The following is a 12,533-nucleotide window of genomic DNA, read 5'->3' as shown; positions in this document are numbered from 1 at the left end:
GATTACTTGATCGTTCCGTAACCCACTACTTCCATATTGATCGTAACGTTGAATCCGGCTTTCTGATAAAGCTCCATGGCGATAGGTCTCGTCCATTTCCCATGGTACTTTTGCCGTAGACTCTCTTCCAAACTGGCCGGATCAACACCCTCTTTTTGCAGACGCTGTACTAATTTCTGCGTCTCTTTTTTGATTTCGCTCTCCAACTGCTTTTTTAATTGAGTAAGCTGTTTGTTCGACTTGAGATCCTTGCTGCCTGTGTATCCTACAAGCATCCCTCTCAACTCGAGTTTCATCGAAATCATTGGGTGATCTAGACTCCCGTTGCTCCTTACTTTGGATTTTGACCATACGAAATCTAAGACAACCTGCTCAGTCTTTGACCCTTTACCTGACTGCTCCTGAAATTCAAAGCTCATCCGGGGCACTCTCTTTCTGCCTAGCAGCGCTTGGATTAGTGCTCCCTCCCGTTGCGAAACGGAACCAATCATTTTATCGTCTTTAAACAAGGCTACCTTGGTAATTTGAATGTCGTCGTCTTCCTTGACCAAGTACGGTAAATTCATGTCAGACACTTCATTCGTCATCATATACACGCTATCTTGAATACTCGTAAACGAGGAAAATGCCGTTTCTACGCGGGGACGCAAGAGGTCATTCAAATACGTGTTCAGTTCCGGCTTGTTTTGATAGGAAGCACGAATCAGATCTTCCGTATTCCCTTTCACGATCGCCACAAACGCGTTTTCCCCCACGCTTGGATTGCGGTACAAATCCAGAACTACCTTGCGTATCCCTACCTTGCGCGCATATTCCTCGTTAAATAAAATGACCCGGAGTTGGGAAAGCGACATGGTACGCTCCGCTTTCGTCGACATTTTGAGCATGGCTTCACTCATGACGGTCGCGACCGTAGAATAAACCTGCGTCTTTTCCTTGCTACGCGATGGTACTGGCGTAGATACGCTCACCTTCACATCTTTTTCATTGATATAATCAAATCCGATGACGCCGATAAACGCCATATCTTCAAGCGATGGCCTCTCGATTTCGGAAGAGCATCCTGAAAGAAGCGTCCCCCCCACTATCAACACAAGCATATATGCAGCAAGACGAACGATCATGGCGCCTTCCCTCCGTTTCCAAAACGGATAGCGTGCAAGAGTAACAAAAAAAGCGGCCATAGAACGAGCCCATACCCCAACCAAAGTGTCACCTTGTGGAATAAAAATTCCTGATACTCGAGAGGAATCCAGCTTCGGATTAAAAAGTAAGAGACTACAGCCGGAAAGAGCAAATGCCACAAGCGTTGTTTGCCCATCATCTCTTCAATCCCTTTTCTCGCCACCCACAAATACGTAGTACAGGTGCTCAAAACGAGGAACACCCACAAGCCAATTCCCAGATTCTCCACCCGTTCCAAAAAGGATAGTTCTACAGCCTTGAACAAATTTAAAATCGGATAAACTAGATTAGCAATCTCCCATTCAGAAAAATAGGCAACACTCGTGAGCAAAATAAGTACATAGACTGTTACGCAGATCCAGATTCCGATGGCCGCATGTCGGAACGCTTTTTCCTTTTGCTTGATATACGGGTAGTAAAACAAGAGAACCTCATAGCCAAACATGCTCGCATACGATTGATTAAAGGCATCCAGCATATCTGCCAGATTCGTGTTGAACAAAGGAAAAATATGCATGATACCGCCCTTTTGAAACCCCCATTGCAGATAGTAAAACATCCATGCGGTAAAAAAGAAGGAGATGATACAAAAGCGCGCTATTAGCTTGATCCCGCAATTTGTAATGTACAGCATAACCAGTACCAAGCCAAGCAAAGGCAATGTAATTGTTTCGTTATTGATCATTGAGGTCTGCACAAGTCGGACATAGTCGGAATTGACCGAAGTAACGCTCAGAATGGCATACACAATGATGATTAGATTAAAAAATCGACCCAAAAATTTCCCGAGTAATTTTACATTAATCACAAATAGAGAATCATCCGGATATCTTTTGCAAATCGCTACAATCGGCAACAGGGAAAGCGTAACAATCATCCCTAGAACAAAAGGAAACCACCACTGGTTGTAGCCCATCCTGCTCAGCGCATTGGATAAGGTAAGCAGATTCACTCCGATGATCGTGTTTACGACAAGGCCAATTACGTGGTACGGATTCAGGCTAGTAATTTTTTCACGGTCCATCTATCTTACTCCTCGCCAATCGGCCTTACTTTCTCTCGCTCAGCACGGGACATGCGGTTACGAAAAACAATAAACTTCATCGGGGCACGGAAAAGACTGTTAAACAAATCCGTCCACTGCCGAGGTATTCCTGGAGTCATGTACGGTGTGCCCAGCGACGTCAGGTTCAATAAATGGGCAAATAAAAAAGCCAGCATAAGTAGCTGCCCGTATAAGCCGAGAGCCCCTGCAATGATGATGAACGCATACCGGATAAGCCGAATCGCATTACTCATTAAGAAGTTCGGTGGTAGAAATGACAACAAAGCAGATATAGAGACGAGAACAATCAAAATATTGCTAGCCAGCCCGGCTTGCACAGAAGCTGTCCCGATCACGATACCGCCTACGATACCGATCGTTTGACCAATTTTGGTAGGCATGCGAATTCCTGCCTCTCGCAAAATTTCAATAACCAGTTCCATAAACAACACCTCAAGTACAGGCGGGAATGGTACTTTGCTGCGAGATTCAGAAAGGATGGTCAGGAGGGCTGGAGGGAGCATTTCTGGGTGATAGGTCAGAACAGAAACGTAGCCAGAGGTCAGCATAATCGTAATAAACAGGCCAAAAAATCGAATAAAGCGCAATAGGCTGGCAGTCGACCACCGATTGTAAAAGTCTTCAGGGCTGCTAAACATCTCTAGAAAAGAGGAAGGACAGATCGCTGCCTCTGGGCTGCCATTCAATATGACGATAATGCGACCATCCAAGAGCGCTGCTGTTGCATTATCTGGCCTGTTGGTCAGCCCAAATTGCGGAAACGGTGAATAGGGTTTATCCTCGAGCATTTGCTTGAGAACCGCCATCCCTACAAAGCCCTGATACTGGACATTTGCGATGCGCGTTTTGATCCGTTCTACATTTTGATCATTCGCGATTTTATCCAGGTACATCACTGCCACTTTATTATGAGTCTCAGTACCAATCGTGTACGTGCATATTTTCAGATTAGGTGTAGTCAGTCGGCGGCGGAGCAAGGACACGTTTATTTGCAGCATTTCTACAAAAGAATCCTGCGGTCCGAGCACTGTCGCTTCATTTTCTGATTGTGAAATGGCACGATGGGCTACCTGGAAGGTGTTGATCTCCAGTACAAGATCACGCTCGGGAAAAATCAGAACTGTGTGCCCTCGCAGCAATGCGTTGATCGCTGTTTCAAATTCGTGCATGGCAATTCCTTTGGCAAAAGGCAGCACTCGCAAAGGATCTCTGCCATCAGAGCGTTGCAGGGGCAAAAATATCGTTTCATACAGCTGTGTATTATCAACCATCGTTTCCAGAAAAAAAACCTGCACTACTTCGTCATTCATGACCAAGGACGTGCTGCTCAAATCGTCCACGTTTTGCATTTGTGCTTTGATGCGATCAGAGGTAATGGTCGTGCCCTGATCGTTTGGTTCGGTGCGTTCGGAGGCTTTTGCAGCTACCAGCTTATCTATCTGGCTTCTCCACCACTGTTTTTGTGACACGATAGATCCCCCCAATCACCTCTACAGGAAAATCCTTCTTACTTTGACCAGCCAGTGGTGTTTTTATCCAAAAAGAAAAGACGAGAGCGTGTGCCCTCGCCTTTTTTCTGAACGCTTTTTCTACTTGCTTCCCATTACGCAAATTGCTTTGTCAGGTTAGCCATTTCAATTGCGGCTGCCGCTGCCTCCCAGCCTTTGTTGCCTGCTTTCGTACCCGCACGCTCGATAGCCTGCTCAATGCTGTCCGTTGTCAGCACACCGAAAATAACGGGAATTCCGGTACTGAGCGAAAGAGCTGCCACTCCTTTGGCCGTTTCGTTGCATACATAGTCAAAGTGAGGAGTAGAGCCACGAATGACTGCCCCGAGTGTCACCACAGCATCGTAGCGTCCGGACTCTGCCATCTTTTTGGCAATCAGCGGAATCTCAAATGCCCCGGGCACCCATGCTACATCAACGTGCTCCTCCTCTACACCATGGCGCTTCAATGCATCAAGCGCCCCGCCAACCAGCTTGCTGACAATCAATTCATTAAAGCGTCCTGCCACGATCCCGACGCGTAGTCCTGTTCCTACTAAATGTCCCTCAAATGTTTTCATGATCCATTCCACTCCTTATGATTGAATGTGGAGCAAATGCCCCAGTTTTTCTTGTTTGGTAGAAAGATACCGTTTGTTGTGCTTATGTGCTTGCATCTGAATCGGCACTCTTTCCTCTACCTTTAAGCCGTACCCGTCCAGTCCGCGAATTTTGCGCGGGTTGTTCGTGAGTAGTCGCATCCTGTTCACACCCAGATCGCGCAGGATTTGGGCTCCGATCCCGTAATCACGCAGGTCAGCGGCAAAACCGAGCTTGGCATTCGCCTCGACTGTATCCAAGCCCTCCTCTTGCAGCCGGTAGGCGCGCAGCTTGTTAATCAAGCCAATTCCCCGGCCCTCCTGCCGCATGTACAAAAGCACCCCTCGCCCCTCTGCCTCAATTTGCGCAAGTGCAGCATGAAGCTGTGGGCCGCAATCACAACGGTGAGAGCCAAAGATGTCTCCAGTCAAGCACTCCGAATGTACTCTTACGAGAATTTGTTCATCCGGGGTAATCTCGCCTTTGATCAGTGCGACATGCTCTTTTCCATCCAGCTCATTCGTATAGGCAGCAATCCGAAAATCCCCGTATTCTGTCGGCAGCTGCGCCTCGACCTCCCGTTTGACGAGCGATTCGGTTCGCATCCGGAAACGAATCAGGTCTGCAATCGTGATCAGCTTGAGATCAAAGCGCTGAGCGATTTCTTCCAGCTGTGGCAGCCTCGCCATCATGCCGTCTTCATTCATGATTTCGCAAATGACCCCAGCCGGAAATCCTCCTGTGAGCATCGCCAAATCGACTGCCGCTTCCGTATGACCAGCCCTGCGCAGCACTCCCCCGTTTTTGGCGATGAGCGGGAAAATGTGGCCAGGGCGACGAAAATCATCCGGTCCTTTGGCGCCATCCAGCATCGCTTTGACGGTAAACGAGCGCTCTTGTGCTGAAATCCCTGTGTGTGTCGTCTGTTCGTCAATCGAAACAGTAAAGGCCGTTCCTTGCTTGTCTGTATTGTTTTCGACCATCGGCTTTAGCTGCAGACGGTCAGCATGCTCCTGTGTCACCGGTACGCAGACTAATCCTCTGCCATGCGTGACCATAAAATTAATCATTTCGGGCGTAGCCGCTTCTGCCAGGCAAATAAAATCACCTTCGTTTTCCCGGTCCTCATCGTCTACGACAATAATTGCTTTGCCCTGGCGCAAATCCTCCAGAGCATCTTCAATTCGATCAAACATGCCTATCCCTCCCTCATTTACGCGAATCCGTTTTCCTGTAAGAAGGCCAGACTAAGCCCTTCTTTTTTGTTTGATTGTTCGCTGCCGGACGAGCGCTGATACCCAAGCAGACGCTCCACATACTTCCCGATAACATCTGCCTCCAGATTTACCGGATCTCCTGGTCGTCTGTCTTGCAAGCTCGTCTCAGCAAGCGTGTGGGGAATAATGGACACAGAAAAGCTGCTGTCATCTACAGCTGTGACTGTCAGGCTGATTCCGTCGATGCAGATCGAGCCCTGCAATATGACGTATTTCAAAAGCTCAGGCGCAGCTTTGATCCGAAACAAGACTGCATTGGCATGAGGCTCTCGGGCTACAATCGTCCCGATGCTATCGATATGACCCGAAACGATGTGCCCACCGAACCGATCACCCAGCTTCATTGCCCGCTCCAGATTGACACGCTGTCCCGGTCTGGCTTGCCGCAGGCTTGTTTTTTTCATCGTCTCCGGCATGACATCTACGGTAAAATGCCGCGCAGTGTATGATGTAACCGTTAGACAAATCCCATTTACCGAGATGCTGTCGCCGAGCTGCACACCCTCCAGCACTTTGTCGCAACGGATGACGAGCCGGCTAGCCTGCTCACTTCCCGTAATCGTCTCCAAAACGCCTATTTCTTCTACCAGTCCTGTGAACATACGATCTCCTTTCCCATCCCAGCTAGCTCCACTTCGGATAGCCGATGATGCGGATATCTTGCTCATCTACTTGTTCCACCTGTGTATGCGTGAGCACCACCGCTTCATCCATCGATGCCAACCCTTGTCCACCAAATGGCGATGGAGCACCATTGCCACCAATCAGCTTGAGTGAGACATAGCTGACGATCTTTTGAACAGCCCTCGCTTGCAAAAAGGAACCGTTGACTTCTGCTCCGCCTTCCACCAAAAGAGAAGTAATCCCACGCTCACCGAGCACAGACAACACCGCATCCACCGTCATGGGTCCAGCAACCGCAATGACTGTAACGCCTTTTGCGAGCAACTCCTCTCGCTTTTCCGGGGATGACTCCCCTGTTGTGAAAATCCAGGTGGGTACATGCTCTACACCTTGGATAACACGAGCAAACAACGGCGTGCGTAAATGGCTGTCCAAAATCACCCGAACCGGCTGCCTGCCAAACGTTTGCCCTTTGCACCTAGCCGTAAGCTCGGGATCATCTGCTAACACTGTCCCAACCCCGACCAAAATAGCGTCATACTGTCTGCGCAGCTCATGTACCTGTGCTCGCGCCGCACTTCCGGTAATCCATCGGCTATGTCCTGTAACCGAGGCGATTTTTCCATCGAGTGTGCTCGCTGTCTTAACCGTGACAAACGGGCGCTTCGTCGTAATGAAATGAAAAAAGACTTCATTGAGCTGTCTCGCTTCCTCTTCCCTCACCCCGACCGTCACTTCCAAGCCAAAGTCTCGCAGCTTTTGCACCCCATTTCCCGCCACGAGTGGATTCGGGTCCAAGACAGCAATTACTACCCGGCTAATTCCTGCAGCGACAACTGCGTCTGCGCATGGAGGCGTTTTTCCGTGATGACTGCACGGCTCAAGCGTGACGTACAAGGTAGCCCCTCGCGTACTATCTCCTGCCATTCGCAGCGCGTGTACCTCTGCATGAGGTTCGCCTGCCCTAAGATGCGCCCCTATGCCAACTACCGCTCCATCCTTCACTACAACCGCTCCGACCAATGGATTTGGACTCGTCTGACCCAGGGCTGATTTCGCCAAGCCAAGCGCCATATCCATGTATTGGTTGTCCCGTTCCATCACGCGCTCCTTTCCTTGATAGCATCCAGCCAAAACAAAAAACCCTCGAAACCTCATTCGTTTCAGGGCATAGGGAAAGAAGCCTTACCTCATCCGTTTTTTCGAAAAACAAATGAAGAAAGCATGCTCGATCTTCTCCCATCCGGACTTTACCGTCGGCTCTGGAATTACACCAGATCAATCGCTTCCTTATTGGTCAGCGAGTCGCGGGCTTTGGACACACCATGTGTCATCACCGCCGGTCAGGAATTTCACCTTGCCCTGAAGATGCTACGATATGAAATTAAAAAAGCCCGAGGAAAAAAGTATCCTCAGGGCATCAAGAAACAAGCCTTGCTCCAACCGTTTTTTTGCAAAAAACAGCTGAAAAGGCCATTCCAAATACCTTCTCCCATCCGGACTTTACCGTCGGCCTTGGATTTTCACCAAGTCAGTCTCTATCGATCCAGCTGATAGAGAGTCGCGGGCTCAGACGTGCGTTCGTCATTACCGCCGGTCGGGAATTGCACCCTACCCTGAAGGCTGGTATTCAGTTATGAGAAGTATAACACAATTTTAGCCGGAGCAGACACTTCGTTTACAGTTCTTTTCTTTTTCACATGCTTGGAGATCCATGAACGTAGTCAAAAACGACGATATCCTTTGTTATTCAGATAAGATTCGTCTCAATGTTACAAAACAATACAATATTTACAATTTATGGTTGATTGCTTTTTCGACTTGTATTACATTGAAACTATTAAAGTGAGAGGATGATGATCTTGTTTTCTAGGAACAAAGTTGTAGCTTCTCTTCTTTCTAGCGCTCTCTTCATTGGGTTACTCGCTCCTGGTGCATCGGCAGCCATTACAACCGCCCGTGCAACGATCGATATTGGATCGATTGGTTCTAGCAAATATAAAGTAGAATGGGATGCCAAAACAGCGAACAGCGGTCAGCCTCGTATCCAAGTCTCTGCCAATGTCTATTTTAACAGCGTAAAAAAAGATTCTGATGATGCATACGGTTCGGGCTCGGTTACAATCTCCAATACCCTTTCTGCTAGCAATAGTGTCAAAGGAAAATGGGAGATCAACTCTACTCACCGCGAGTATGATAGCTCGGGAAAACGTACAGACATCGACACAGATTACGATTATGTTCAATGGGACCCAGCAGCTGCCAGATCCCTTTCGGCTCATCAATCCCTCGAAACTGAGGTGATGGCCGAAATTGCGAGCAGCTTTCAATATAACTTTGAGCAATTTGAATTTTTCCGAGCTGTCGAAGTCAGTCATTCAAAGGTCTCCGACTCTCTCAAGGACATCGTGGTTGCTGCGATGGATGCTCAAGAAGAGGGGGACATCATGCCCTTCGTGTATGTTGATGAGTTAGCCGCAGAAGCGTATATTTTGGAAAAGAAAGCAGATGGTACGAATCACGCTACTCTGATCGTGCTGGACGGAGATGGAAACTGGGAGGTAAAAGAAAAGGGAGAGAAAAAAGGCAAACGCCTCAAGCTGTAATGGCTTCTAGCAGTGTGGCTCAAGATCTTCAGTAGATCATTGAACCACACTGCTTCTTTACTTCTTTAGCCATTCTTTTGTTTTTCTTGTACTAAGACAATCTTCCACTCTCCTGTGGCGTCTTTTTTCAACACGTGAACAATGCACGAGTTCACTTTGTCTTCAAAAATATATCCGTCTTGCTTGGTTTGGTTGTTTATATACACGCTCGGTTTTCTATCATTGATTTGTTGCTTATCCATAATTTCGCTCACGATAGGGAGAAGCGGGTGCACCCTCTCGCTTTTAAACAGGTCATTGACGTCCAGACTGCTATAATTGGCGAGATCAAACCCAAAGGCATTCGCAATTGCGTCATCTATCGTTTGTCTCTGTTCAGCCAGTTCCTTGCTTAACTGCTCGGTTTTCCTCACTTCCTCTGCAGTGCTCGGAGCCTTCCAGTAGTTGTATAGTTGATCGGCGTACACTCCGCCCGTAAAGATCAGAATCGAACACGAGATGATCGCAACGATGAATGGTTTTCGGCTCTTCATTCTTCTTTTCGAACCGCTTTGAATCCGTGACATCACTTCATCTGCTACCGTTGTTTCGCGCTGAATCGTCTCAGCCTGATCAGTCAGCATTTTCTGCAATTGCGTTTCCCACATAAGCCTGCTCTCCTCCCCCCAGCGCTTCCCAGGATACGTATCCTTTGTCGAGCAACGTTTCATGGATTCGTTTTCGCGCATGATGCAAGCGCGATTTTACTGTCCCTTCTGAAATGGCTAATACATCGGCCATCTCTTTCGTCGTCATTTCATTAAAATAGTAAAGCACAACAACAGCTCTCAGCTTCTCACTGAGGTTGTTTACACTGTCGTAAAGGGCCCCATACATTTCTTTTGCCATCACTTTTTGATCAAACTGTGGCGTGTATCCGATATCGAGCACAGACTTTTGTAAAAAGAATGATTTCCATTTTTCTTTTTTCACCATTTTATAGCTCAATCGAATGAGTATCCGATAAAACCACGTGCGAAAATATTCTGGCTGCCGCAGCGTATGTAATTGGTTGTAGCATTGAATAAAGGCTTCCTGAACAATATCCTCTGCCAGCTCCCTTTGCCTCGTAATCAAATAAGCCGTTTGCATGGCTTTATGCTCATACCTTTTCAGCAATAATTCGAAAGCAGCAATATGACCAGATTGACAAATTTTGATTAAGTTGATTTCCTCCACAACCAACGTCCTTCCTTGGTCATTGTTTACTACTATAGAGACATGTGAAGCCCATTTGGTTCATTAATCCATTCGTTTTTCTGCGAAAAATACCACAAAAAAAAGCGACAATCGATCCTGTCGCTTCCTTGATGCTCCTATTTGTTCCAATCCAGCTCCAGCAATTCGCGCAAATCCGTAATATACGCTTGTGGAATAACACCTTGCCGATCCATTTCTTCTCGTTTTCCATGATAGGCGACGAACCGGACTTGCCCATCCTGCGCAGCCTTGCCATCGATCCAGGAATCTCCGATCATCGTCCACGCCGACAGCGGCAAGTCAGGGTATTGGTTGAGAATATACGTGATCCCAGAAGGATGAGGCTTCAACGTCGTCATTTGTTCACGCGCAACAACCTCGTCAAAATAATGAATGATTTTCGTTTCGTTCAAAGCCTCTTGGGCTGCTGCATAAGCATTGTTTGTCAAAATAAACAGACGGTAGCTCTCGTGCAGTTTTGCCAGCACGTTAGCTGCATGAGCCTCCAACACAGCGCCGTGCATTCCTTCCTTTTCGATCGCAGTAACTGCCGCCCACATATGCGCCTCCAGCTCATCTGTCATTCGCTCGGAGCGTCTGCCGATTTCAATCAGCTGTGAGGCCGTAAAGCCTTGCCACTCTAACGTAGGCTCACATATGCCATTTTCCACCCATATTTGAAAAATCGCCCGTTTCATCTCCAAAAAATTGATCCTGGATTGCAGCAGCGTGTTATCCATATCAAAAATGATTGCTTTCTGAAAATCTCTGTTCATTTTCTACCTCCCAATCACCGCACCTGTCCGAATCATTACTCGACGGCAATCCATAGCTTTTTCATGAATACACATCCATTCACGGAAGCATTCCATTTATTTTACACAATACCAAATCGTTAAACAAAATAAAATTTACATAATCTGTAACAGCAGCCCATCCCTTCACGTCTTTTATACAGGATAATCATGATAGAAGAGGTGAACGGCTTTGTTGAAAAAAATAGTTTCCAGCGCGATTGTACTGGGACTCGTGATTGGTATGACTGCCTTTTACGCACCAAATACCTTCTCGTCACAGGTAAGCACAAGCCAGGCTCAACCCCGGGTAGGCAAAGACCAGATCAAGCAGTGGATTCAACAGCAAAGCAAAAAGAACGATCACTATATGGAAGAACTAGCCTTCCAGGAAATCAATCTTGATCAGGACGAGGAACTGGAAGTGGTCGCAACGATTACAGGTGGTGTTCATCTTGGCACGTTCTTCCTTTTTGATAGACAGGCAAACGGCAGCTACCAGCTCATAACTGAACAGCCTTGGAAAATTGATAGCCTCGATCTGGACCAGCCTGTCCTCGAAATAGGGGATAAAAGAATCTACCAGGTTGTTCAGCATACCGGCGGAACAGGGGTAAGCGTAGAAATAGCAATTTTGTGGTATGTGGATAAAGGGCGTTTTGTCGAGGCGTGGAGAGGGTCACTGAAGGAAATCTCTTCGTTTCAGGAAGAATACTATGCTTTGCACGGCTCCTATCATTTTGACGGTGAAAATCTGTACTACTCTACCACCTCGTACAAACGGCCTGATGACGATACCAAGCCAGTCACGGAATTCAAGCAAGAGACGGTTGCTTATTCGTTTAACGGCACTCTTTTTGAAGCAGTAAAGAAATAACAGAAAGTCCCAGGTGAACTCACATGAATAACTGGCTCCATTCCCTTTTGCTCGCATCGGTCCTTACTGTCAGCTTAACAGGCTGTGAAAAACAACCGACAAAAGCTATCCCTGCCCCTACCGAAGCTCTACCAACAGAAACAGAAGCAAAGGAAGTAGTGACGATTCCTTTTGATACGAAGCAGGTAACGATTCCCGTAGACAGCATCCCTGCACTGCGTGAATATCTCGCTCAATACAATCCGCAGGAGCGACAAGAGGAAATTAATCGTATCGTCATACGAGACCTCCCTTCGAAAACCGCAGGGGCTTTTGCTGATATCGGTTATTCATGTGGCACAAAGCTCTGCAGCCATGTCCTCGTTCAAATCAAAGACGGTAAAGAAATCAAGACGCTCCCTTTACGTGAAGGAAGCATCTTTCAAGAAGCTTACTTTTCTCCTGACGAAAGCAAGCTTGCGATTCTTTTCGGCAGGAATGAAGCAACGGAATTCGTGAGAAATGTTGTAGTCTTCGTCGATGCAGCCAAGCTGGAGGAAATGAAAATCGTCGATCCTAGTGATCCCGTCAGGCAGCTCGTTTCTGATGATTCCTTTATTTGGCCCATCCGTGATCTCAAATGGCTCGACAACAAAACGGTTACCTTGACCGTCCCTGATCTGACTGACTCGTCTTATGAGGCTCTTGTTAATTGGAACAGAGAAAATGGTCCTGTGAAAAAACTGCAGGTTGTGCTCGGCAAGGAAAAAGAATAGGACAAAAAAGCGACAGCCCATGC

At 47.3% G+C, this 12,533-nt stretch carries 13 protein-coding genes and 2 riboswitches; of the genes, 3 read left to right on the top strand and 10 right to left on the bottom strand.

The genetic code is table 11. The annotated features are described in order from the left end of the window. Window positions 1-2: 2 nt before the first annotated feature. From C3B52_RS01295 to ribD, 7 genes are all read right to left on the bottom strand, one after another. Window positions 3-1,124, bottom strand: a complete 1,122-nt coding sequence (locus C3B52_RS01295) for a Ger(x)C family spore germination protein (protein ID WP_103104283.1) — start codon at window positions 1,122-1,124, stop codon at window positions 3-5. After that, window positions 1,121-2,209 (bottom strand): GerAB/ArcD/ProY family transporter, encoded by a 1,089-nt coding sequence (locus tag C3B52_RS01290; RefSeq protein ID WP_103104282.1) that lies wholly within the window; start codon window positions 2,207-2,209, stop codon window positions 1,121-1,123. The genes C3B52_RS01295 and C3B52_RS01290 overlap by 4 nt, the downstream gene beginning before the upstream one ends. A gap of 5 nt (window positions 2,210-2,214) precedes the next feature. After that, window positions 2,215-3,720 carry a spore germination protein gene (locus C3B52_RS01285; RefSeq protein ID WP_103104281.1) on the bottom strand — a complete coding sequence of 502 codons (1,506 nt, stop codon included), beginning with the start codon at window positions 3,718-3,720 and terminating at the stop codon, window positions 2,215-2,217. 134 nt (window positions 3,721-3,854) lie between these two features. After that, window positions 3,855-4,319, bottom strand: a complete 465-nt coding sequence (gene ribH / locus C3B52_RS01280; RefSeq protein WP_103104280.1) for a 6,7-dimethyl-8-ribityllumazine synthase — start codon at window positions 4,317-4,319, stop codon at window positions 3,855-3,857. Window positions 4,320-4,334: 15 nt separating this feature from the next. After that, window positions 4,335-5,534 carry a bifunctional 3,4-dihydroxy-2-butanone-4-phosphate synthase/GTP cyclohydrolase II gene (locus tag C3B52_RS01275; protein ID WP_103104279.1) on the bottom strand — a complete coding sequence of 400 codons (1,200 nt, stop codon included), beginning with the start codon at window positions 5,532-5,534 and terminating at the stop codon, window positions 4,335-4,337. Between the two features lie 17 nt (window positions 5,535-5,551). Beyond that, window positions 5,552-6,217, bottom strand: a complete 666-nt coding sequence (locus tag C3B52_RS01270; RefSeq protein ID WP_103104278.1) for a riboflavin synthase — start codon at window positions 6,215-6,217, stop codon at window positions 5,552-5,554. 22 nt (window positions 6,218-6,239) lie between these two features. Further along, on the bottom strand, window positions 6,240-7,340 hold the full coding sequence (gene ribD / locus C3B52_RS01265; protein ID WP_103104632.1) for a bifunctional diaminohydroxyphosphoribosylaminopyrimidine deaminase/5-amino-6-(5-phosphoribosylamino)uracil reductase RibD: 1,101 nt from the start codon (window positions 7,338-7,340) through the stop codon (window positions 6,240-6,242). Window positions 7,341-7,466: 126 nt separating this feature from the next. Next, a riboswitch (FMN riboswitch) is annotated at window positions 7,467-7,613 on the bottom strand. Window positions 7,614-7,719: 106 nt separating this feature from the next. Further along, window positions 7,720-7,867, bottom strand: a riboswitch (FMN riboswitch). 234 nt (window positions 7,868-8,101) lie between these two features. Here ribD and C3B52_RS01260 point away from each other — a divergent pair. Then, on the top strand, window positions 8,102-8,845 hold the full coding sequence (locus C3B52_RS01260; protein ID WP_164684662.1) for a hypothetical protein: 744 nt from the start codon (window positions 8,102-8,104) through the stop codon (window positions 8,843-8,845). 65 nt (window positions 8,846-8,910) lie between these two features. Here C3B52_RS01260 and C3B52_RS01255 read toward each other — a convergent pair whose 3' ends face one another. From C3B52_RS01255 to C3B52_RS01245, 3 genes are all read right to left on the bottom strand, one after another. Beyond that, a complete protein-coding gene (locus C3B52_RS01255) occupies window positions 8,911-9,492 on the bottom strand; it encodes a hypothetical protein (protein ID WP_103104276.1) in 582 nt (193 codons plus the stop codon). Further along, complete coding sequence (locus tag C3B52_RS01250) at window positions 9,458-10,063, bottom strand: RNA polymerase sigma factor (protein ID WP_103104275.1); 606 nt, start codon at window positions 10,061-10,063, stop codon at window positions 9,458-9,460. The genes C3B52_RS01255 and C3B52_RS01250 overlap by 35 nt, the downstream gene beginning before the upstream one ends. Window positions 10,064-10,200: 137 nt before the next feature. Continuing rightward, complete coding sequence (locus C3B52_RS01245) at window positions 10,201-10,860, bottom strand: HAD family hydrolase (RefSeq protein ID WP_103104274.1); 660 nt, start codon at window positions 10,858-10,860, stop codon at window positions 10,201-10,203. Window positions 10,861-11,074: 214 nt separating this feature from the next. Between C3B52_RS01245 and C3B52_RS01240 the strand changes: the two genes are divergently transcribed. Together C3B52_RS01240 and C3B52_RS01235 are read left to right on the top strand one after the other, a co-directional pair. Next, complete coding sequence (locus tag C3B52_RS01240) at window positions 11,075-11,755, top strand: hypothetical protein (RefSeq protein WP_164684661.1); 681 nt, start codon at window positions 11,075-11,077, stop codon at window positions 11,753-11,755. Window positions 11,756-11,778: 23 nt separating this feature from the next. Then, on the top strand, window positions 11,779-12,510 hold the full coding sequence (locus C3B52_RS01235) for a hypothetical protein (RefSeq protein WP_103104272.1): 732 nt from the start codon (window positions 11,779-11,781) through the stop codon (window positions 12,508-12,510). The last annotated feature ends 23 nt before the right edge of the window (window positions 12,511-12,533 follow it).

The organism is Brevibacillus reuszeri, assembly GCF_002897295.1.
GTDB classification, from domain to species: Bacteria; Bacillota; Bacilli; order Brevibacillales; family Brevibacillaceae; genus Brevibacillus; species Brevibacillus reuszeri_A.
This window is presented reverse-complemented; position numbering and strand designations above follow the sequence as displayed.